Origin of the sequence: Mycolicibacterium vaccae NBRC 14118 = CIP 105934, assembly GCF_001552715.1 — a bacterium.
In the GTDB taxonomy this organism is placed as follows: domain Bacteria; phylum Actinomycetota; class Actinomycetes; order Mycobacteriales; family Mycobacteriaceae; genus Mycobacterium; species Mycobacterium vaccae.
In genome coordinates this window covers 1-21,610 of the sequence record NZ_BCRS01000106.1, presented here as the reverse complement: position 1 = coordinate 21,610, position 21,610 = coordinate 1, and the positions used below count along the sequence as shown (strand labels likewise).

General features: G+C 66.8%; 22 protein-coding genes. 8 read left to right on the top strand and 14 right to left on the bottom strand.

Annotated elements, in window-relative coordinates; genetic code table 11:
- The 5 genes from MVA01S_RS19380 to MVA01S_RS19360 are packed head-to-tail and all read right to left on the bottom strand — an operon-like array spanning position 1 to position 4,998.
- Positions 1-819, bottom strand: coding sequence for an NAD(P)-dependent oxidoreductase (locus MVA01S_RS19380; protein WP_003928243.1), 819 nt, complete (start codon positions 817-819; stop codon positions 1-3).
- Positions 819-1,700 carry an alpha/beta hydrolase gene (locus MVA01S_RS19375; RefSeq protein ID WP_003928244.1) on the bottom strand — a complete coding sequence of 294 codons (882 nt, stop codon included), beginning with the start codon at positions 1,698-1,700 and terminating at the stop codon, positions 819-821. Before MVA01S_RS19375 ends, MVA01S_RS19380 begins: the two co-directional genes overlap by 1 nt.
- Positions 1,697-3,343 carry a thiolase C-terminal domain-containing protein gene (locus MVA01S_RS19370; protein ID WP_003928245.1) on the bottom strand — a complete coding sequence of 549 codons (1,647 nt, stop codon included), beginning with the start codon at positions 3,341-3,343 and terminating at the stop codon, positions 1,697-1,699. The genes MVA01S_RS19375 and MVA01S_RS19370 overlap by 4 nt, the downstream gene beginning before the upstream one ends.
- A gap of 60 nt (positions 3,344-3,403) precedes the next feature.
- Positions 3,404-3,697: a ferredoxin gene (locus tag MVA01S_RS19365; protein WP_040539836.1), complete on the bottom strand. Its 294-nt coding sequence runs from the start codon at positions 3,695-3,697 to the stop codon at positions 3,404-3,406.
- An 8-nt stretch (positions 3,698-3,705) separates the two neighbouring features.
- Entirely contained in the window at positions 3,706-4,998 is a 1,293-nt protein-coding gene (locus MVA01S_RS19360) for an NADH-ubiquinone oxidoreductase-F iron-sulfur binding region domain-containing protein (protein ID WP_040539675.1), read from the bottom strand.
- Positions 4,999-5,018: 20 nt separating this feature from the next.
- On the opposite strand from MVA01S_RS19360, the gene MVA01S_RS19355 reads away from it, so the two are divergent.
- On the top strand, positions 5,019-5,495 hold the full coding sequence (locus MVA01S_RS19355) for a hypothetical protein (protein ID WP_003928248.1): 477 nt from the start codon (positions 5,019-5,021) through the stop codon (positions 5,493-5,495).
- Positions 5,496-5,575: 80 nt separating this feature from the next.
- Here MVA01S_RS19355 and MVA01S_RS19350 read toward each other — a convergent pair whose 3' ends face one another.
- The 4 genes from MVA01S_RS19350 to MVA01S_RS19335 are packed head-to-tail and all read right to left on the bottom strand — an operon-like array spanning position 5,576 to position 9,165.
- Positions 5,576-6,454 carry an alpha/beta fold hydrolase gene (locus MVA01S_RS19350; protein ID WP_003928249.1) on the bottom strand — a complete coding sequence of 293 codons (879 nt, stop codon included), beginning with the start codon at positions 6,452-6,454 and terminating at the stop codon, positions 5,576-5,578.
- Between the two features lie 33 nt (positions 6,455-6,487).
- Positions 6,488-6,877 (bottom strand): Rieske (2Fe-2S) protein, encoded by a 390-nt coding sequence (locus MVA01S_RS19345; protein ID WP_003928250.1) that lies wholly within the window; start codon positions 6,875-6,877, stop codon positions 6,488-6,490.
- A 2-nt stretch (positions 6,878-6,879) separates the two neighbouring features.
- Positions 6,880-8,022: an amidohydrolase family protein gene (locus tag MVA01S_RS19340; protein WP_060941670.1), complete on the bottom strand. Its 1,143-nt coding sequence runs from the start codon at positions 8,020-8,022 to the stop codon at positions 6,880-6,882.
- A gap of 21 nt (positions 8,023-8,043) precedes the next feature.
- Entirely contained in the window at positions 8,044-9,165 is a 1,122-nt protein-coding gene (locus MVA01S_RS19335; RefSeq protein ID WP_174538967.1) for an amidohydrolase family protein, read from the bottom strand.
- 263 nt (positions 9,166-9,428) lie between these two features.
- Between MVA01S_RS19335 and MVA01S_RS19330 the strand changes: the two genes are divergently transcribed.
- The 6 genes from MVA01S_RS19330 to MVA01S_RS19305 all read left to right on the top strand — a co-directional run bounded on the left by MVA01S_RS19330 (position 9,429) and on the right by MVA01S_RS19305 (position 15,972).
- Positions 9,429-10,424, top strand: coding sequence for an acyl-CoA dehydrogenase family protein (locus MVA01S_RS19330; RefSeq protein ID WP_040539838.1), 996 nt, complete (start codon positions 9,429-9,431; stop codon positions 10,422-10,424).
- Positions 10,425-11,600 (top strand): acyl-CoA dehydrogenase family protein, encoded by a 1,176-nt coding sequence (locus tag MVA01S_RS19325; protein WP_003928253.1) that lies wholly within the window; start codon positions 10,425-10,427, stop codon positions 11,598-11,600.
- A gap of 80 nt (positions 11,601-11,680) precedes the next feature.
- Positions 11,681-12,808 carry an LLM class flavin-dependent oxidoreductase gene (locus MVA01S_RS19320; RefSeq protein WP_003928254.1) on the top strand — a complete coding sequence of 376 codons (1,128 nt, stop codon included), beginning with the start codon at positions 11,681-11,683 and terminating at the stop codon, positions 12,806-12,808.
- Positions 12,805-13,974, top strand: a complete 1,170-nt coding sequence (locus MVA01S_RS19315) for a sulfotransferase family protein (protein ID WP_003928255.1) — start codon at positions 12,805-12,807, stop codon at positions 13,972-13,974. Before MVA01S_RS19320 ends, MVA01S_RS19315 begins: the two co-directional genes overlap by 4 nt.
- A 1-nt stretch (position 13,975) precedes the next feature.
- Complete coding sequence (locus MVA01S_RS19310; protein ID WP_040539681.1) at positions 13,976-14,758, top strand: sugar phosphate isomerase/epimerase family protein; 783 nt, start codon at positions 13,976-13,978, stop codon at positions 14,756-14,758.
- A 2-nt stretch (positions 14,759-14,760) separates the two neighbouring features.
- Entirely contained in the window at positions 14,761-15,972 is a 1,212-nt protein-coding gene (locus MVA01S_RS19305; protein WP_003928257.1) for a DUF1214 domain-containing protein, read from the top strand.
- A gap of 28 nt (positions 15,973-16,000) precedes the next feature.
- On the opposite strand, the gene MVA01S_RS19300 is transcribed toward MVA01S_RS19305, so the two are convergent.
- The 5 genes from MVA01S_RS19300 to MVA01S_RS19280 form a co-directional block, all read right to left on the bottom strand.
- Positions 16,001-16,438 (bottom strand): hypothetical protein, encoded by a 438-nt coding sequence (locus MVA01S_RS19300; RefSeq protein ID WP_003928258.1) that lies wholly within the window; start codon positions 16,436-16,438, stop codon positions 16,001-16,003.
- Between the two features lie 71 nt (positions 16,439-16,509).
- The gene (locus MVA01S_RS19295; RefSeq protein ID WP_040539683.1) at positions 16,510-17,880 is read right to left on the bottom strand and encodes a cytochrome P450; all 1,371 of its coding nucleotides are present in this window, start codon (positions 17,878-17,880) and stop codon (positions 16,510-16,512) included.
- A gap of 98 nt (positions 17,881-17,978) precedes the next feature.
- The gene (locus MVA01S_RS19290) at positions 17,979-18,173 is read right to left on the bottom strand and encodes a ferredoxin (RefSeq protein WP_003928260.1); all 195 of its coding nucleotides are present in this window, start codon (positions 18,171-18,173) and stop codon (positions 17,979-17,981) included.
- Between the two features lie 48 nt (positions 18,174-18,221).
- Entirely contained in the window at positions 18,222-19,082 is an 861-nt protein-coding gene (locus tag MVA01S_RS19285) for a mycofactocin-coupled SDR family oxidoreductase (protein WP_003928261.1), read from the bottom strand.
- Positions 19,083-19,117: 35 nt separating this feature from the next.
- The gene (locus tag MVA01S_RS19280; protein WP_003928262.1) at positions 19,118-19,819 is read right to left on the bottom strand and encodes an SDR family NAD(P)-dependent oxidoreductase; all 702 of its coding nucleotides are present in this window, start codon (positions 19,817-19,819) and stop codon (positions 19,118-19,120) included.
- 282 nt (positions 19,820-20,101) lie between these two features.
- Here MVA01S_RS19280 and MVA01S_RS19275 point away from each other — a divergent pair.
- Positions 20,102-21,610, top strand: a 1,509-nt coding sequence (locus MVA01S_RS19275) for an aldehyde dehydrogenase family protein (protein ID WP_040539841.1), incomplete at its 3' end; no start/stop codon positions are given.

The following is a 21,610-nucleotide window of genomic DNA, read 5'->3' as shown; positions in this document are numbered from 1 at the left end:
TCATCGGCGGTGATCCATGGCCGCGAGCGCCGCATCCGCCGCCGTGAACACCGCCCCCTCAGCGGCTTTCGCGGCGGCGGCCAGGCTCGCCGCGTGCCGGACGTCCTTCTGTAGCAGCGCACCGGCGATCGGGGCCAGCCCGTCCAGGGTGCCGCCGAACATCGAGATGCTGCCCACCGCCTTGCTCGTGGCCGAGCCCCGGTTGAGTACCTCGACGAGCTTGCCGCGGGGGATACCGAGCGACTCGCCGAGTTCCAGGGTGCTCACGGCGCTGCCCAGGTTGGCGCTGAACAGCAGGTTGTTCAGGATCTTGGTGTTCTGTCCGCTGCCCAGCGGGCCCAGGTGCACGATCGGGTCCGCGTAGGTCGCGAACACCGGCCGGCATCGCTCCGCGACCTCTTCGTCGCCGCCCACCATCACCAGCAGCGTGCCCTGCTCCACCGCCGGGCCGCCGCCGCTGACCGGGGCGTCGATCACCGAAACCCCCTGTGCTGCAGCCTTGTCGGCGATCTCCCGGCAGGTTTCGGGATGCACGGTGCTGTGGATCGCGACGATCCCGCCGTCGGCCATGCCGGCCAGCACACCCGTCTCGCCGTAGAGCACCTCGCGGACATCGTCGTCGCCGACGACGCACAGACACACGAGGTCGCTGGCAGCGCCGAGTTCGGCCGGGGTGGCCGCCGTCTTCGCGGGGGTGTCGGCATACGGTTCCAGGCTGGCAGGCCGCCGCGCCCACAACGTGGTCTCGAAGCCTCCCTCGGCGATCCGGCGTGCCATGGGCCCGCCCTGGCTGCCCAGCCCGATGAATCCGACGCGCATCAGCTCGCCTCCACTTGTTTCCGCTCGCGGCCCTGTGTGTCCGCGATGCACTTCTCGGTGAACGACAACACTTTCCGGTGGTAGTCGCCGGCGGTCAGCCCGACAGAGAGGTTGTGCCCGCTGTCGGGCATCTCGTTGACCCGGACGTGCGGCGACACCGCGAACAACCCGGAGATCGCCGATACCGCCTGCGGTCCGGTCTGCCAGACCTTTTCGTGCTCGGCGATGCTGAACTGCACCGGCACCCGCACATCGGCGGCGATGGCCGGAAAGTCCCGCCGCGACCAGTTCGCCGTCACCTCGCCCTCGTAGGCCACCCCTTGCGCGGACAGCGCGCCGGTGAGCACTTCGGCGGGATAGAGCCGCGACGGCTCCCAGAGCAGATCGCGCAGCCCCGCGGGCCGGTTGGTGATCGTCGCGGAGGCGATGATGTCCTTGGCCGAATCGCTGTAGCGCAGACCGGTGCCGGACAGCTCGACACCGATCACGTCGTCGCGGGTGGTCGCGAGGCGCAGCGCGAGTTCGCATCCGGCCGAGTGGCCGAGCAGGAGTACCCCCGCGCCGCGGGCGCTGCCGGCCAGCACCTTGTCCACCGCGTCGGAGGTGACGGCCACCCGACGGGCCGGATCGGCGAATTCACCGGCATACACCGCTGACGTGCCGTACCCGGGCCGGTCCAGCGCGATCGCGGTGAAACCGCTTGCCGCCGCAGCCCGTAGCAGCGACAGCTCCGGGTGGCCGGGGCAATCGAAGTACGCCGCCGAGGTCGCACCACCGTGCACCGCGACGATCACCGCGAGCGGATCCGCCACCTGCGCCACGAGACCCGACATCGGGATGCCGTCGACGAGGACGACCCGCGGCCGCGGCGCCGTCGTCATGTGCCGGTCCGCAGCAGCAGTGCGCCGCTGGGCGTCAGTCCACCACTGCTGACGACGGCCACCCGGGCGTCGGACACCTGCCGGTCACCGGCCTCACCCCGCAGCTGCGACACCGCCTCGTGGATCAGACCCATGCCGTGCGTGCGCCCGTGGGACAGCTGCCCGCCGTGGGTGTTGAGCGGGATCACCCCGTCGCGGGCGATCGCGGCGCCACCGTCGAGGAAGTCCTTGGCCTCGCCGATACCGCAGAACCCGAGGGCCTCCAGCCAGGACAGGCAGTTGAACGTGAACCCGTCGTACAGTTCGGCGACGTCGACATCCGCGGGACGCAACGACGTTCGGGTCCACAGGTGGGCGGCCTGCCCGAGTACCTGGGGTTCGTGGGTCAGCGTGGTCTGATCCCAGTCGGTGCGCTCGATGATCTGGGTGCCCACCGCCTCGAAGTACACCGGCGGTTTCGCCAGATCGGCAGCGGCGTCGACGGCGGACACCACCACGGCGACGGCTCCGTCGCACGGCACGTCACAGTCGTAGAGGCCGAACGGTGTGGTGATGGGCCGCGCGTTGAGATAGTCGTCCATCGTCATCGGATCGCGGTAGATCGCCGTCGGGTTCAGGGCGGCGTTGGCGCGCTGGTTGAGCGCGATCCAGCCGAGCGTCTCTTTCGTGGTGCCGTACCGGTGAAAGTGCCGCTGCGCGTTGAGCGCCAGCGTGTGCGCTGCCGAGGTGGCCCCGAACGGCGCCTGCCAGTTGTTCACCCTGACCCCGCCCGGCGGCGAGACCTTGCCTTCCTTCATCAACTGGTTGAAGGTGGCCTCCCACAGCGTGCGGAAGCACAACACGTGCCGCGCCATCCCGGTCGCGACCGCCATCACCGCCGCGATCACCGACCCGCCGGGACCGAAGGTGTCCATGCCGCCGTTGATCCAGGTCGGCCGGATGCCGAGCGCGCCCTCGAGTGCGGTGACGCCACCCTCACCCATGCCCATTGCGTCCATCGCCGGATAGGTGGACAGGCCGTCGATGTCGGCCAGCGTCAGCCCGGCATCGGCGATCGCGGCCTCACAGGCCTCCAGCGTCAGCGACAGCGGCGACACCATCAGCCGCCGCCCCATCTTCGACGCGCCGATGCCGGTGATCGCGGCCGTGTCCTCGAACTTCGTCGTCGTCAGCATTGGCCGGACGAACTTCCCGAAGTCCTGCGGTGCGATCTCGTCGTCGGGCAGCGGCGCGGTCTCCGGTTCCGAGGTGGGCCGGAACAGCGGCAGCCACACGTCGTCGTTCTGCTCGAACACCACCTCGACGACACGGCCCAGCTCCAGTTCGCCCGGGTCACAGTCGATGATGTTGGTGGTCAGCCGGACTCGCGGGTCCTCCTCGATCGCGACCTGGGCCACGACGTACGGCGCGGGCAACCCCGGGATCGAGAACCGCTCGTTGACGGTGAACGCCGAGAGCACCGCGCGTCCGGACACCTCGCGGGGCCCCATGTTGTGGCCGTGGCAGTAGCGGCACACCGGCTGCGGAGGATGGATCAGCGCCTTGCAGTCCCCGCACTCCTGGATCCGCAGCACGCCGTCGGCACCCGAGGTCCAGAAGAACTCGTTGTCGAAGGTCAACTGCGGCAGCGGAAGTCGGCTCATCGGTACTCGATTCTCTTCGCGCAAGCGCTCATCGGTGCTCAATTCTCTTCGCGCGAGCGCTCATCGCGAAAAGCCCCATTCCGCTTCGTTGTCCTCGATCTTGAGGTTCTCCAGATCAGGCTCGCGCAACGGTCGGATCGGTGTCTCGTCCGGGCGGCGCTCGCCGATCTCCAGGATCGCGTGCACCGGACAGTCCAGCAGGGCGCGCTGGACGGCATCCCGGTCCTGCTCGGGGATGTCGCCGTCGCCGACCAGCACGGCGTACCCCCAGTCGTCGAGCGAGAAGTACTCCGGCGCATGTTTGGCGCAGACGCCGAAGCCGTCACACAGCGTCCGGTCGAGCTTGATCCGCATCCTGTCGGTCACAGTGACTCCACTTCGAACGGCCGGGCGGCATGGAAAGCACCTGCGCTGCAGGTCGGGCAGTCCGCGGTCAGATGGCGGGCCACATCATCGGGGAACATGGCCAACAGGCTGGCCGCGATGTTGCAGGCGGCATCGAGGGTGGCGCACGCCCCGCGGCCGCGCAGGACGACCGACCAGCGCTGCAGCCGGGCCAGGTCGTCGGCGTCGGCGACCCCGTCGCGCAGCGCCCCCGCCGCGGCCGCCATCGCCGCGGTGCCGTTGAAGCACGAACCGCACTGATCGGCGTTCTCGCGGTCGTAGTAGGACAGCACCGAGGCGCCGACCGCGACCGGGCACTCGTCGGTGATCAGCGACACCGCCCCGCACCCCAGTCCGCTGCCGAGGCCACGCAGCGACTCGTGGTCGAGTGCGCCGCCGAGGACACGCCGGTCCAGCAGGCCGGCGAAGTACCCGCCCATCAGCGCTCCGCGGATCCTGTCGACCGGAACGCCGTGCAAGGCAACGAGATCAGCGGCGGACGTACCGAAGGGGAGTTCGTAGAGGCCGGGCGACCGACCACCGCCGGTCAGCGTGGCCAGGAACGTGCCCGGGGAGCGCTCGGTGCCCTCCCGGCGATAGTCGGCCGCGCCGTGACGGTGCACGTGGGGCAGGTTGGCCAGCGTCTCGACGTTGCTGACCATGGTGGGCAGGCCGCCCACCCCTTCTTCGAACGGCCGGGGCGGCTTGTCGGTCGGTTTGGCGGGCCCGCCGTTGATGGCCCGCACCGCAGCGGTCTCCTCGCCGGCCACGTAGGTGGGCTCGACGACCTGCACGGTGACGGTGAGGTCGTCGAGCGCATCGGGGGCCAGCTCACCGAGCGCCGCACGGACCGCACAGGCGGCCCGGGCGTCGGACACGTAGACGTGGGCATGCCGGGCACCGATGATCTGCGCGGCCAGCCGTAGCCCGTCGAGCACCAGGTGCGGGCGGTTGCGCAACAGCCATCGGTCCTTGACGGAGGCGGGTTCACCCTCTTCGCCGTTGGCCACCAGCACGGTGTCGGCGCCGCGCTGAAAGGCCCTCCGCACGGTGGACAGCTTCACCGCCATCGGGAACGCCGCGCCGCCGCGGCCCAGCACGCCCGCGTGGGCGATCGCGTCGTGCAGGGCGTCGACGTCGTCCAACGGGAGATAACCGCCCGCGTCGCGGTACTGGTCGCCTGATTCGGGACCCGGCCCGGTACGGAGCAGTCGCGGTGTCAGCCCGGGCCATGCGGCGACGGTCAGTTCGGTGTTCATCGCCGTGCTCATCTCCGGTTACCCTTCCGTGCATGCGAACAGCGGTGGTGCGGGTCGGCGTCGATCTGGCCGGCGAGTTGACCTCCGACCAGCTGAGTGCCGGTATGGCCGAGCTGGGCCGGCTGGCCGCCGATGCCGGCGCCGAGCTGATCGACAACAACCTGCCCGCGCTGCCGCCCACGCGCCGCGAGGTGGAGATCCTGATGCGCGGCAGCGATCCGCAAGCCCTGCAGGACAAGGCGATCAGCCTGTGCGCCGGCGCCTTCGCCACCGATCCGGTCCCCGGCGTGCTGACCTTCGTCAGTCACGGCACCGATGACGACGCACACGGTGTGCTCGCCGGCTTCGGGCTGACCGGCGTGGTCGACCGGGCGGCGGGCGACGAGGGCTGGGACATCATCACGGTGACGTTGCGCAAGGCCGACCTGGTACGCATCCCGGAGAGCCGCATCCACACCGCGCTGGAGGCTGCCACCAACAGTGAGGTCCGCATCGTCCTCACGGACTGAGCGGGCGACTGTGGGCCTCGTGTACCGATATCCGCCCGATGATGTGCAGAGGGCCCACACTCGGGATGCCGCGCCCGCGGTCATTTCGACTTCTGCAGGAAGTCCAGGATCGCCGGCGCGGCCTGCACCCAGGTGTCGAACATGTTGAAGCGCTTGACCTTCCCCGAGGCGCGCGCCTCACCGGCGCGTTCCCACGCGTCCTCGGGCCACGGCGGATCGATCACCGTGGAACCCTTGATCAGGCAACTGACCTCCAGCGACGTGCGCTTCGGGTGGTCGAGATCGTTCTCGCCGCCGCGGATGATCAGGGTCGGGACGGTGATGTTGTCGAACATCTCGTCCTCCACCCCCGGGATGGTCTGACCCGGCTTGGGCACGAAGGCGTTGAGCCAGCGCAACATCAGCTTGAGGAAGACGTCGGGATCCTGGCCGAGGATGCGAGCCTCGTTGTCCGGATTCTCGGCGATACGTTCCTGCCATTCGGCGACCTGGGCGACGGCCTTCATCCCGGCGCCGCGCACAGCCAGGATGCTCGGCACGATGTAGTACGAGCCCAGTACGAACGACCCGTACACCCCGCCGACGATGTTCCACACCACGAGCTTGGTGACCAGTTCGGGGTAGAGCATGGTCGTGAGCATCGAGTCGCGGGCCCCGCCGGAACCGCCGAGCAGGATGACCGGCCCGATACCGAGCTCGGTGATCAGCTTGGCCAGCGTCTCGGCGCGCATGTGCGATTCGCTCTGACCGTAGAACTGCACATCGGATCTGCCGCAGTTGGGCCGGTCCCACAGCAGCACCCGGTAGCCGCCCTCGACCAGCTTCTTGGCCAGCGGCTTGAGGCCGGGGATGTCCTTGCTGAACCGTCCGCCGGGGGTGAGAACGATGAAATCACCGGATTTGCCGAGGATTTCGTAGACGACGTTTCCGCCGTTGATCTCGATTGACTTGTTGGGCAACGTCTCTCCGATTTCAGTGGCGCGAAGTGGGTGCTAGGCCTGAACCAGGACGTCGTTGCCGACGACCCGGACGGGATAGGTGCGGATACTCCACTCTGGCTTGACCGCCGTGGTCCCGGTGGCCAGCTCGAACCCCCACTGGTGCCAGGGGCAGAAGATGTACTCCATATCGCGGACCATCACGGCGTCCCCGGGCACGGACTCGTCGACGATGTTGCGGCCCCTGGCCCGGCCTGAGCACAGCGGCCCGCCTTCATGCGGGCAGTAGTTGGCGATCGCGTAGAACGTCCCGTTGACGTTGTACACGCCGACGCCGTGGCGCCCGATGGGGACGAGTTTGTGTGTGCCCGGCGGGATCTCATCGACTGTGGCGACGATGTGTTCCCGCCCCTGCGCCAGCCGGGGCGTCTTGTCCTTGTCCATCGTCAGAAGACCCGTACCTGGCCCTCGAGCGCGGGCACGGTGTCCGGCAGTTTGTAGGTCTCGATGCCGTTCTTGAACATCACGGCCTCACGGGCATGCTCGGGAAGGTGCTTGACCAGCCAGCGCGGGTCGTCGAATGTCCAGTGCGGGTAGTCGCTGGAGAACAGCAGGATCTTCTCGCATTCCATCCACTCGAAGGCCCGGGACAGTTCGGTCTTGTCCTCGGGATAGTCCAGCGGCTGCGTCGTGAACTTGATGTGGTCCTTGACGTATTCGCTCGGCTTGCGCTTGATGTCCATCCAGGATTTACGGGCTTCGTAGAGAGCGTCCATCCGCCACATAAGGGGCAGGATCCAGGTGAACGCGTGCTCGACGAACACGATGCGCAGGTTCGGGTGGCGGTCGAAGGTGCCGTCGAAGATCAGGCTCATCACCTGATTGGCCGCCAGCAGCGAGTACGTGACCATGAAGTCGTGGTTGTAGCTGGGCAATCCGACCGGCGGCATCGGCAGTTCGTCGTAGTGACTGCGCGACAGGTGGCAGCTGACCGTGATGTCGTGCTTGCTGGCCGCGGCCCAGATCGGATCGTACTTCGGGTTTCCCCACGACGGCCGGGGTTCGGCCTTGATCAAGATCTGCGCCATGTAGGGATGCCCGGCCCAGCGCTCGATCTCGGCCACGCTGGCCTCGGGCTCCTCGATGGCCAGGCAGATGGACCCGCGCCAGCGCTCGTGCCAGTTGTTGTGGCTGTCGAGCCAATGGTTGGCCTGCCAGTCGTTGAGCGCGACGGACATCGCGTGCTGCGCCTCGGGGATCCGCGCCGGGTAAGCGGCAGGCTCGAGGATCGCGATGTCGGCGCCCGCTTCCATGATCAACTGCTTGAACGCCAGATCGGGGTCACTGCAAGCGAATTCGCCGTCCGGGGGGAACGCGTCCATGCGCATCGCGTAGGAGTGCGCGTAGTCCGGTGCGTCGTAGTAGATCTGCTCGCCGACCTTGCGCGTGAGGAAGTACTTGCTGCGCCACGGCTCCGGGAGATACTGGACGAGATCGCCGCGCCGGGGTGCGGGGTGGACGTCGGAGTCGACGCAACGCACTGCGATGCGCTCAGCGGCAGGTACTCGTGGGTTAGCCGTGACGGTCATGTTGATGCCTCCTCGCTACCTCTACTGTGCCGCAGCCGGGACGGTCATGACCGGGCTTTGGATGCCGTACAGCTGCGCGGCGTTCTGCCAGCACAACTTGTCGCGCTGTTCGGCGGTGTACGCGGCCGGCACCGACAACTCGTTGAGCTGCCAGTGCGGATAGCTGGACCCGTACATCACCATGTCGTCCTTCCCGGTGAAGCCCGCCCATTCGCCGGCGAAATCGACATCACCGGGGCCGTCCAGGGCGCCCTGCACGAAGAACACGTGGCCGGGAAGGTAGTCGCTGGGCATCTTCGGTGCCCACGGTGTCTGCTCCAGGTGCGGCCGGCCGAAGCAGTCCATTCGCCACATGAACGGCGTCAGCAGGTCCGCCGCGCCGTCGGCCCAGACGAACTTCAGGTCGGGCAGTCTCTCGAACACCCCCTCGGCGATCATGTTCATCAGGTGGTAGAGGAAGTTCAGTGCCGTGAAGCCGACGTACTGCTCATAGGTGCGGGTGAGGCCGTTGGGCGTCGGGGGCAGCGCGACTCCCGATCCGACCTCGAAATGCACTGCCACAGGCCAGCCGGCGTCGACTGCGGCTTCCCACAGCGGCCAGAACTGGGGCTTGCCGTATACCTCGCGCGACTGCAGCGGGATTCCCAGTTGCACGATGCGCGGGTGGTTCCGGTACTTCTCGATCTCGCGCAGCGCACCCGCGATGTCATCCGGGTTGACCCGCAGCGTGCCGCGGAACTTCTCACCCAGATCGGGGTGGTCCAGCCAGCGCGTCACCATCATCTCGTTGTGTGCAGAGGCGAGCGCGGTGCCGAGGTGGCGATCCGGCATGATGCCCCGCGTCATCGGGTGAAGGATGGCGATGTCGACGCCGCGGTCGGTGAACAGGTGCTTGGCCACCACCTCCGGATCCGAGCCGGGGTACTGGCCGTCCGGCCCCTCTGTCCGGTCGGCGTACTCGCCGCCGGGGGCGCCGTACCAGTCCATTTCGTAGTCCGGGAAGCCGCGGCTGCGGAAGGGCTCCTGGAGGAAGGTTTGCCGAAGGTCCTTGTTGGACTGGCAGAAAATGTGCACGCTGGCGTCGATGACCGGGATGCTCGCGTCCGCCTCGGCTCCGATGGACCCGTCGCTGAGAACCTTCACAGGATCCTGTCCTTCATTCCGCGTCCGTCCTTTGTTCGCGCAGCCGAGGGCGCGGCCGCCACGGATCCAGTGTAGATCGTTGTTCTTCATTATCAAGAACTCTGTTCTCCAGCAGAGTGCTTAATATCCGCGCAGGTCGGGCGGGGTGCTGTCCGGTCGTGTCACCGCAGTCTGCCGAGAATCGATACCCGGTAGGAGAGAATGGCGAGATCAACTAGGAGAATGTTATTCTCCGAGCTGGTCGGTCGTCAGGAGGCGTGCGGGTGTTACTTGAGTTCGATGCTGATCAGAAGCTGTGGCAGGAGACCGTGCGCGACGCGGTGTCCAAGCAGTGCCCGGCATCGTTGATCCGCGATATCGCCGAGAACGGCCTCGACCCGACGCCGTTGTGGAACAGCTATCTCGACGCCGGATGGACCGAGCTGACGGATCCCGAGAATGCCGTCGAGCTGGCGATCGTGCTCGAAGAACTCGGGCGGGTCACCGACCCGACCCCGTTCCTGGCCACCCTGACCCAGTTCGCGCCCCTGGTGGGCGACCGCTATGACTCCAGCGGGGCCGGCACAGCCGTGTACTCGGGAGTGACCGCCAACCGGGACGCCCAGGGTTGGGTGCTGTCCGGCACCGACCGCTTCGTGCTCGACGGCGACCGTGCCGACCGACTGGCCGTGGTGACCCCCGCCGGGGTCTTTCTGGTCGACGCGGACAAAGCCACCACCCGGCGCGTCGAGGTGTTCGACCCGGTCCTGCACGTGGCCGAGGTGTCCTTTGCCGGTGCGCAGGTGTCCGAGGCGGACCGGGTGTCGGCCGACACCGAGCGCGCGCATCATGTGGCGCTGATGGGTATGGCCGTCACCATGGTCGGCGCCTGCCAGCGCATCCTGGACCTGGTGCTGGAGCACGCCAAGAGTCGACAGCAGTTCGGCGTGGCGATCGGCACCTTCCAGGCGGTTCAGCACAAGGCCACCGACATGTACGTCGCGATCGAACGTGCCCGCGCGCTGTCCTACTTCGCGGCGCTGACCATCGCCGCAGACGATCCGCGCCGACGGCTCGCGGCCGCGATGGCCAAGGCGTCAGCGGGGGAGTGCCAGACGCTGGTTTTCCGGCACGGCGTGCAACTGTTCGGCGCCATGGGTTTCACCTGGGAGAACGACCTGCAGTTCGCGTTGAAGCGGGCCAAGGCGGGGGAGTTGATGCTCGGTGGCGCCGCCGAGCACCGGGCGATGATCGCGGAGGAATACGGAAGGGATCTGTAAATGCAGCTGGCTTTCGACACCGACGTCGAGGAGTTCCGCGCCGAGTTCTCCGCCTTTCTCGACGAGCACACCCCCTCTGCTGCCCAGACTTTGGAGCGGCCGCGCTCGGTCTCGCATATGCCGCAGTGGGCCCGCGACTGGCAACGACTGCTGTTCGACAACGGCTGGCTGCTGCCCGCACAACCGCCGGAGTTCGGCGGGCGAAACGCCTCGGTTCTGCAGACCTTCGTGCACGCCGAGGAGCTGTGCCGGCGCCGGATCTACCACAGCTTCAACCCGCAGGGCGTCAACATCATCGCCGCTTCGCTGCTGACCTTCGGCACCGACGAGCAGAAGCACCAGTGGGCCGTTCCGGTGCTGCGCGGCGAGCGCACGGCGTCATTGGGCATGAGCGAGCCGAGCGCGGGATCCGACCTCGCGTCGTTGCGCACCAAGGCGGTTCAGGACGGTAACCATTTCGTCGTCAACGGTCAGAAGGTGTGGACCTCGGGCGCGCACGACGCCGACTTCCTGCTGACGTTCGTGCGCACCGACCCGGATGCCCCCAAGCACAAGGGCATCAGCGTGCTGTTGATCCCGACTGATCTCGACGGTGTGGTGTGCCGGCCGTTCGCCGACATGACCGGGATCGACAACCTCGACTTCAATGAGGTGTTCTTCACCGACGTGCGGGTGCCGGTGGAGAACCTCGTCGGACCGCTCAACGGCGGCTGGGGGGTGGCCAACGGTTCGCTCGGACACGAGCGGACGATGATGTGGCTCGGCTTCGCCGACCGGATCGCCAACTGCATCGCCGACTTCGAGCCGGGGAACGCGCTGGAGCGTGACGCGCTGGCCACCAGCATCATGGACTACGAGGCTCTGCGGCTGCTCGGTTCGGTCGGGATCGCCAAGGCGGCGCGCGGCGAGGTCGACGTCGCGTCGGTGTCGATCCCGAAACTGCTTGGCGCCGAAGCCGAACAGCGCATCGAGGGTCTTGCGTTGGAGGCGGCCGGGCTCGAGGGCCTGGTGCACCCGGCGACGTCCGGTCCGTATGAGCACATGAACCTGGACCACTACTTCGCCAGCTGGTTCGAGCGCTACTGCCGCAGCTTCGGCGGCACCATCGCCGGTGGCACGTCGGAGATTCAGCGCAACATCATCGCCCAGCAGGTGCTGGGGCTTCCCCGCCGCTAGCCGGCGCTGCGGACGCGGGGGGCGATCAATGGCGGCGGACGCGAGGAGCGATCGATGGCTGCGGACGCGAGGAGCGATCGATGAAGGTCCAGCCCGCCGCGTTCCTGCGGACCACGCTGCCGCTGGACCTCGGGCAGCTCGGACAACTCGACAGCGGCCGGTACCACTCCATCTGGCTGCCCGACCATATGGTGAGTTTCTGGCCGGACTCGATCTGGACGCCCGAGTTCACGGATCTCGCCACCGCCTCGCCGTCCCCGCACCGTCACCTCGACGGCATGTCCGTGGCTGCAGCCGCGGCCGTCCTGACCGAGAACGTGCCGCTGGCCACCAGCGTCGTGGACACCGTGCGACGGCACCCGGCCAGCCTGGCGCAGAGCGCACTGACCATCGACCACCTGTCCAAGGGGCGGTTCATCCTCGGGCTGGGCAGCGGTGAGCGCGAGAATATCCTGCCGTACGGGTTCGAGTTCAGCCGTCCCGTCGGACGTTTCGAGGAAGCACTGCACGTCATCCGGCTGTTGTGGGAGAGCGACGGACCCGTCGACTTCGAGGGGACGTTCTACCGGCTGCACAACGCGCGGCTCGACACCGAGCCGTACGACGGCCGGTTCCCCCCGATCTGGATAGGCGCCAGCGGCCCGAGGTCGCTGGACATCGCCGGCCGATATGCGGACGGGTGGTGGCCGGCCGGAGCGTGGACACCCGACGACTATGCCGAAAAGCTCACGCGGGTGCGGTTTTCTGCGGAGAAGGCCGGCCGTGACCCAGACCAGATCACGCCGTGCTTCATCCAGGTCTGCCTCATGGGCCGCGACGAGTCCGCACTCGCGGAGGTCCTGCAGGCTCCGCTGGTCAAATCGTTCCTGTTGCAGGTCTCGGCAGACGTGTTGCGCAGGTTCGGTTTCGAACATCCGATGGGGCCGCACTGGAACGGCTTCCACGACGTCGACCCCGCAGTCCTGACCCGGGACCGCATCGTCGAGTTCCTCGGCCGCGTCGAGCCGGAGATGGTCCTGGCCCTGGTGCCCCACGGGACGCCGAGACAGGTGGCCCGCGTCATCAAGGACTACGTCGATGCTGGTCTGCGGGTTCCGAAGATCCTCGATTATTCGGCGATGGCCGGCCTCGGGCACGCCGCAGCCTCGGCAGGCAACGTCAGGGAGGCAGAGGACGAGTTGATGATGCTGTGCGGGGCGGTCGAATGACGCAGAAGCTGGACGCCACGGCACTTCTCGCTCGTGCACAGGATGAGACCGGATTGGACGACTACGGCGACCCGACGCTGCCTGAGCGTTTCGCGGTCGCGGTGGAGCACCTCAACGCACTGGGAATGGATGAGGACGGCCACCGCCGGGCCGCCGATGTGTGCCACTGGCTGTTGACCACACGGTTGGAATTCTTCGAGGACAGGACACGCTTTCCGATTGCCGACGAGGTGATCGACAGGCCGATGTTCGTCACGGGAGAACCCCGTTCCGGCACGACGCTGATGCACGCGTTGATGTCCGTGGACCCTGACGCCCGGGCGCTGCGGTTCTGGGAGGTGATGTACCCGTCCCCGCCGCCCGGACGTGCCGGGCCCGACGACCGGCGGCGTGCGCTGGCCGACGCCGACTGGCGTGAGATCAACACGATGGTCCCGAAGTGGCTGCACAGTCACCCGTACAACGACATGCTCGGCGACGGGCTGCCTGAGGACGAACGCACCTGGGCGTTCGACTTCCGCGTGATGACACCGACGGCGTGGTGGCGGGTGCCGATGCAGACCGTGGTCGGCGGGCTCCCGACCGACGCGGTCGCCCAGTACCGCATCCACAAGGCGATGCTGCAACAATTCCAGTATCAGCGACCGCGCAAGTACTGGGTGTTGAAAGGTTTCCACGGGTTCCGGTTGACGGAGTTGTTCGATGCGTATCCCGATGCCAGCCTGGTGTGGCTGCACCGGGATCCGGTGCAGGTGGCCGCATCCCGCACGATGATGATGGCCGACATACTCGAAGGTCTGGCCGGACCGGTCGACCTGCGCGCGGCGGCGAAAATGCATCTGGAACTCACACGAGCCGGAATCGCGAACACCATGACGAGCGCTGCGGTGAATGACCCGCGGATCCGGCATGTCAGATACACCGACTTTGTCGCCGAGCCCGTCGCGACGGTGCGGGACTACTACACGTTCGCCGGCCGGACCCTGACTGCAGAAGCCGAGGCAAGTATGCGCGACTACCTCGCGTCGAACAAAGGGGACCGGCACGGCAAGTTCCGGTACTCGACCAGCCTTCTCACCGACATCGGTGAGGACCTCCAAGCGCTGCACGAGGAGTTCCGGCCCTTCCGGGAGAGGTTCGGCGTCGAGATCGAGAACCGTGACTGACATGACCGCTGCGGTGGACCAGCGACTGTCGGTGCATTCGGTCACTTTTCACGGTGCCGGACCCGCCGAGCTGCGTCACGCGTGGGAGGCGCTCGGGGTCAGTCGCCTCAGCCTGATCGACGATCAACTGTTCGACCCCGCGCTCACCGACGTCATCTCGGCACAGGGCTACTCCGTGGAGTCGGTCTTCCACCTGTTCAGCTCGGCCGACGGCTTGCGGCGGGTCATCGAAGCGGCGGCGAGGGCGGACGCGAGAGTGATCTACATGCTGACCGGTGGTCGCGGAGAATCCAGCTGGGAGCAGGCGGCCGGCCGCTTCTGCGAAGCCGTGCAACCGTGTCTTGAGGACGCGCGTCAGGCGGGTGTCGCATTGGCGATCGAGAACGCATCGGGTCTCTATGCCGACATTCACATCGCCCACACGCTGCGCGACACGATCGAGTTGGCCGAATCGGCCGGGCTGGGCATCTGTGTCGACCTGTTCCACTGCTGGACCGAGGCGCATCTGGGCTCCCTGCTCGACCGCGCGCTGCCGAGGACCCAGCTGATCCAACTCAGCGATCATGTGCTCGGCGACAGGGCCCTACCCGCGCGCGCTGTTCCCGGGGACGGCGCGATCCCGATCGGGACGGTGGTGTCGCGCGCGCTGGCCGGCGGCTATGCACACGGATTCGACCTGGAGCTGATCGGTCCGCGGATCGCCGGCGAGGGTTCCCTCGCGGCATCCCGGCGAGCGTGTTCAGTGCTGTCGGAGATGCTGTCCGACATCGAGAAGGGTCGGTAACGGTGGCCTATGGAGACGGACCGGACGACGCCGCGCTGCGCCGTGCCTGGGAGACGTTCTGCCATCAGCTGACAGCGGCGGGACAGCAGATCTTCAAGGAGCACAACCCGATCGACGGGCTGCAGCGTGTCGACGCGCTACGGTTCCTCACCCAGAACCTGGGCCAGGCCTTCGACCTGGCATTGGAGACTCGAAACACGAAATATCCGGTCCTGCACGAGTTCTGCGGACCGGCACGCAAGTTGGGAGGTGACTGCGCGGACTTCACCTATCAACAGGCCTGGATCGACGGGGATTCGACCTACCGCATCTCCGGCGAGCGGGGGACGGCACGGTTCTTCAATATCACCGTGCAGGGTCGGCGCCCGGACGGGCCGGGGGTGCTGCACGAACCGTTCGGCGACGTGCCCGAGGCCAACCTGTCCGCGGCGGAACTCTCGACCGACCGGGACGGGGCCTTCGAGGTGTACGTCGGCGGCCCGGCCCGGGCCCAGAACTGGCTGCCCACCACGCCGGAATCGCGGAAACTGTTCGTCCGCCAGGGGTTCGACTCCTGGGACGAAATCCCGGCTCGCCTCAGCATCGAGCGGGTCGACATGGCCGAACCCAAGCCCCTGCCCACTGCGGGGCAGATGGTCGAGGCGATCGGGTGGGCCGGAGACTTCCTGACGGGCGTGATGCGGGACTGGCCCGAGTTTCCCTTCACCTACGGGGGAGTGGACGCCGAACACCCGAACCGCTTCCCGCGCATCACCTCCGATGACGGCGACGCCAAGCGTGGGCGGGCCGCGGTGAACATGCACTGGGTCCTCGCGCCGGACGAAGCCCTCATCATCGAGTTCGACGCCCACGACGGACTGTGGTCTCTGACCAACATGGGCGTGTTCTTCAACAGCATGGACTTCTTGTATCGCCCGGTCAGCTACACGCCGAGCCGGACGAGCGTCGACGCCGACGGCAAGATCCGGCTCATCCTCGCCCACACCGACCCCGGCTATCACAACTGGATCGACACCCAGGGCTTCGGGCGGGGCAATCTCACCTACCGGCACATGCTGGACGGGGCGCCCGTGACGCTGCACACCAGGGTCGTCAAACAGTCCGACCTGGCGCATGTGTTACCGGCCGGGACCGCAACCGTCACCGCGCACGAGCGGACCGCGCAGATGTGGGCCCGGTTCACCGCGATACGGCAGCGCTACTCGTCGCTCTGAGTGTGCCGGCGAGGCACCTGGGTCGAGATCACAGACGCTGCAGGGCGAATGTCCAGAATTGGGTGCCGGGTGGGCCATTGAAACAGCCGACGTCGTACTTCGAGTCGATCGTGCCGACCAGGGTCACCGCGTCCCACGAATAGGTCTCCCGGGTCGGAAGGTTGTATCCGGGGCAGCGCAATCCGTCGGGAACGTCGACGGTGAACGAGTAGCGGCCGTCGACCAGCCACGCCTTGCTCTCGTAGTATTCGTAGAACTGCAGGCGCGGACGCGCCGCGACGTCGACGCATTCGGGGGTCTTCTCAGGGATGCATATCGAGACGAACCAGAACCACGACGCCCGGTCATACCGGTTGGTGAGCAGATCGTAGTTCCCCTGCCTCATGGTGGCCTGGGAGACCGGTGCGAGCATCGCCGCCGTCGCCATCAGCGCGGCGACCACGGCGCCGATCTTGCTGAGCCTCATGAATCTGCGCCTTCCTTCCGCCGGAACCGCCGCTACCCATCGAACCACCCCGACGCGAAACACGGGCCGGATCAGGAGATCACGGCGGCTTCCTTGCGTTCGGTGATGGGCCGCGCGAGTTCCTGTTCGTTGCAGATCCGCTGCAGCTTCTCGATCGTCTCGTCCAGGCCGGGGCCCAGTGGCTTGCTGGGGGTGAACGTCGCCGGCAAGTTGCGCATGCCCTGGATGACCCCGATGGTGTCGTAGTGCACCGTGCCCTCCGGATCGCACACATAGTCGGGCATGCGGTCCAGGACCGCGGTGAGCATCGACTTGAACACCGTGCGCGCCACATTGGAGCCGACGCAGCGATGTACGCCGATGCCGAAACTGAAGTGACGGTTACCCTTCCGTTCCAGCACCACCTCGTTGGGCCGGTCGAACACCGACGGGTCCCGGTTCGCCATCGCCCAGGACAGCCACAACCGCTCGAACTTCTTGAACTGTTGGCCCTCGACCTCGACGTCCTCGGAGAACGTGCGACCGTCCCCGGGTGCCGGGGTGAAGAACCGCAGGAACTCCTCGGTGGCCGGATGCAGCAGCGTGGTCCGCTCCCTGCTCAGCCGCTCCCGCTCCTCTGGGTGCTCGCCCAGCCACTCCAGGGCATGCGCGGTCAACGCGGTGGTGGTGTCGAAGCCGCCGCCGATGATCAAACCGAGGTTGCCCAGGATCTCCATGTCCGGAGCGGGCTCACCGTCGATACGCAACTGCAACAACGCATTCACCAGGCCGGGGCGCGGGTTCTCGCGGATCTCCATCATGTTGTTGATGAGATCGATGCCCATCTCGCGGTGCTGCTCGTTGATCTTCTCGCGCTCGGGCGCGTGTTCGGGGGTGTACACCGATGCGTGTGTCGGCTCGCTGTACACGTTCCACTTGTCGAGCTTGATGCCCATCATCGCCAGGGTGAACACCGCAGGCACCACGTTGGCCAGGTCGTCGACGAAATCGATTCGGCCCGATTCGATGTGCTCGTCGAGAGCGGCGCGGGTGATCTCGTCGATGAACGGTTCCCAGCGCTTGATCGCCGCGGGGGACAGGTACGGGTTGAGCGCACCGCGGTAGGCGCTGTGCTCGGGCTCGTCCATTTCCAGAATGCCGCCGCGAACTACCGTGGCACGGCTGGCTTTCGGGATCGTGATGCCCTGGAACGGCGTCTCACCGGAGATGTCGTGATGATTCGACACCGCGGGGCAGCGCGCCAGCTCGAAGACGTGCTTGCTGTCGGCGGCTACCCAGTGCCCGTTGTAGGTCTCCGACCACGCCATCGGACACTTGGCCTGCATTTCCTCGGTGATCTTCTCGAACTGCAGGCGGTACTCCGGGGTGTGCCGGTCGAAGTAGTACGTGTTCTTCTTGCGGCTGTCGTCGGCGGTGCCGCTCACGACGTCGTCGACACTCAAGGCTGTCTCCCTAGCTCTCGCTTCGCACTCATGCTCACGGCTGTTCTGTTCTTCGCGCAAGCGCTCATCCGGTTGTCTGTTCTTCGCGCAAGCGCTCATCACTCGTCGATCGAGATCGCCTGTTCCGGGCACGACTGCGCGGCTTCCCGGACAGCGTCCTCCTGGTCGGCCGGGACGATCTCGTTGACCGGCGAGGCGGTGCCGTCAATGTCGCTGAGCTCGAACGAATCCGGTGCGATCATCGAACACAGCGTGTGCCCCTGGCACCGTTGCGAATCAACCCAAACCTTCACGGCCTCTCCTCCTCAACCCGGTGTTGCCCGTCATCCGCCGCTTGTCGATCACACGTGGTAGTCGTACCACTTGAGGTAGCCGCCGGCGTCGACGCGCAACTGCATACCGGTGACGTAGCGGGCCTCGTCGGAGGCGAGCCAGAGCACCGCGTTGCTGATGTCCTCCGGTTCGATGTAGTTGACCTTCATCGCCTGCTGCACACCGAAGACCGGCTCCGCGTCGGCGCGCGTGGGCTTTTCCAGATCCGGCCGGAACGACCGGTACATCGGTTCGCTCTGCAGCATGTCGGTGTTGCAGTTGGTCGGATGGACGACGTTCGCGCGGATCCCGCGCACCGCCAGTTCGGTGGCGAGGTAGTGCACGTACTCCGAGATCAACCTCTTCGAGACCATGTAGCCCATTCCGCCCGGGTCGTTACCCGGGTTGGGCTTGTTGTGCGCGTCCATGAGCGCCGCTGCCGACGCGGTCGCGATGATCGACGCACCTTCCTGCAGATGCGGCAACGCCTCCTGGATGGCGTTGATGGTGCCGACGAAGTTGGTGTTGATGCCGTCGGTCCACGCCTGCATCGGCGGCTGACCTTTCATCGCGGCGATACCCGCCTGCGCCACGACGATGTCGAGCTTGCCGAACTCGGCCACACCCGTCTGCAATGCGGCGCGCACCTGCGCGGCATCCCGGACGTCGGCCTTGGCCGTCACGACTCCCCGGCCGGTCTTCTCGACCAGCTTGGCGGTCTCCTCGAGATCCTCAGGGCTGGCCATCGCATAGCCGACCGTGTCGAAGTCCTCGCAGATGTCGACGGCGATGATGTCGGCACCCTCTTCGGCGAGCCGTACCGCATGGCTGCGGCCCTGCCCGCGCGCTGCGCCGGTGATGAAGGCGACCTTGCCTTGCACGCGTCCCATGAAGTGTGGTCCTTTCGCTGGAATGTGGTGGCTTGTCAGGTGTTCCGGCCGCCGTTGACGCCCAGGATCTGTCCGGTGATGTAGCCGGCCTCCTCGGAGATGAGGAACGCGCACGCCGCGGCGATGTCCTCTGGGCGGCCCATGCGCCGTACCGGGGTCTGTTCGATCTGCTTCTGGGTGTCGCCGAGGAACCCGCGTTGCTCGGCCTTACGCAGCATCGGGGTGTCGATGAAGCCGGGCGGGACCGCGTTGACGGTGACTCCGGCGGGTCCGTACTCCAGCGCCAGCGATTTGGTGAGGCCGTTGACGGCCGACTTGGCCGCGACATACGGCGACATGAAGGGCTGGCCGGAGTGCGTGCTCGAGGACGAGATGTTGACGATGCGGCCCCAGCCGGCCTCGATCATGTCCGGCAGCACTGCCTGTACGCAGTGGAAGACGCCGTTGAGGTTGACGTCGACGACCTTCTGCCATTCGTCGAAGCTCAGATCGAGGAACTTCTTGAAGCGGTCCAGTCCCGCGGCATTCACCAACACCGTCACCGGTCCCAACTCGCTCCGAATCTCACCCAGTGCGGCATCGACGGCAGCCCGGTCGGTGACGTCGGCGCCGTAGGAGAACTTTTCGTCGCCGGGGTTCAGATCGATTGTCGCCACGCGTAAGCCGTCTGCGCGAAGCCGTTCCGCCACGGCGGCGCCGATACCCGACGCGCCTCCGGTCACCACAGCGTTCCTCACTCGCAGGCTCCAACCCTCGCCTCAGCCATCAAGAATCATCCTTCCGATTATGAGAACCGTACTCTCGCATTGCGTGGAACCGCAAGACAAGTTGGGTCGCGTGTTCGCACTGGTGAGACGTTCAGTGCAGGATTGTCGCACCGTTCGTCGCAGGCAGGGACGGTTCCGTGCATTTTCTTGAGTTCTCATCCGGCGAATGTATGATTCGCCGGTGATGAGAATGCAGTTTCCGTCACATAACCCCACATCGCGCCTGTGACATCACAGCTGCCGAGGAGGATGATGCAGGAAACAGCCACGATCTCCGCCGAGATCAATGGTGCGAACGCGGACGTCAACCGCGTCCGGCGTCGGCTCCTGATCGGGGGCGAGCTCCGCGAGACCGAACGGACGTTTCCTTCGCTCAATCCGGCGACCGGTGCAGTGCTCGGCCACGCCCCCGACGCGACGGTCGCCGATGCCGAGGCTGCGGTGGCCGCGGCACGGAACGCCTTCGACACCGGCGATTGGGCGACCGACACCGCGTTGCGGATCCGGTGTCTGGAGCAGTTTCACGCGGCGCTGCTCGAACACCGCGACGAGCTGGCGGCGTTGACCATCGCCGAGGTCGGCGCGACTCCGGCCCTGTGTCAGGGCGCGCAGTTGGATCAGCCGATCGAGATCGTGCGGTATTACGCCGAGCTGCTCAAGACCTACCCGCTGAGCGAGGACCTCGGCAACATCGAGAGTCGCGGCATGCAACACCACCGCTGGGTGGAGAAGGAAGCCGCAGGCGTCGTCGCCGCGATCATCGCCTACAACTATCCCAATCAGCTGGCGCTGGCCAAGCTCGCCCCGGCGCTGGCCGCCGGCTGCACCGTCGTGCTGAAGTCCGCCCCCGACACGCCGCTGATCACGCTGGCGCTCGGCGAGCTGATCGCCGAGCACACCGACATCCCGGCGGGTGTGGTGAACGTGCTGTCCGGCGCCGACCCGTCTGTCGGCGCCGCACTGACCACCAGTCCGGACGTCGACATGGTGACCTTCACCGGGTCCACCCCCACCGGACGGGCGATCATGGCCGCCGCCAGCGGGACGCTGAAGAAGGTGTTCCTCGAGCTCGGCGGCAAGTCGGCGGCGATCGTCCTCGACGACGCCGACTTCGGCACAGCCGCAATGTTCTCCGCGTTCAGCATGGTCACCCACGCCGGCCAGGGTTGCGCGCTGACCTCCCGGCTGCTGGTGCCCCACCGTCACAAGGACGAGATCGTCGAGCTGGTCAAGAAGAACTTCGGCATGGTCCGCTTCGGGGATCCGGCCGACCCGTCGACCTACATGGGTCCGTTGATCAGCGCCAAGCAGCGCGACAAGGTCGACGGGATGGTCCGGCGTGCGGTCGAGGCCGGCGCCACGCTGGTGACCGGCGGCGAGAAGGTCGATCCCGGTTACTTCTACACCCCGACATTGCTGGCGGACGTCGATCCCGAGAGCGAGATCGCCCAGGAAGAGGTGTTCGGGCCGGTGCTGGCCGTCATCGGTTACGAGGACGACGACGATGCGGTGCGCATCGCGAACAACTCGATCTACGGACTGTCGGGCGCCGTGTTCGGCAGCCACGACCGTGCGCTCGCAGTCGCCCGCCGTATCCGTACCGGCACCTTTTCGCTCAATGGCGGCAACTACTTCAGTCCCGACAGCCCGTTCGGCGGGTTCAAGCAGTCGGGGATCGGCCGCGAGATGGGTCGGGCCGGTCTCGAAGAGTTCCTGGAATCGAAGACGTTCGCAGTAGTGGTGCCTGAGGCGGAGGGGCAC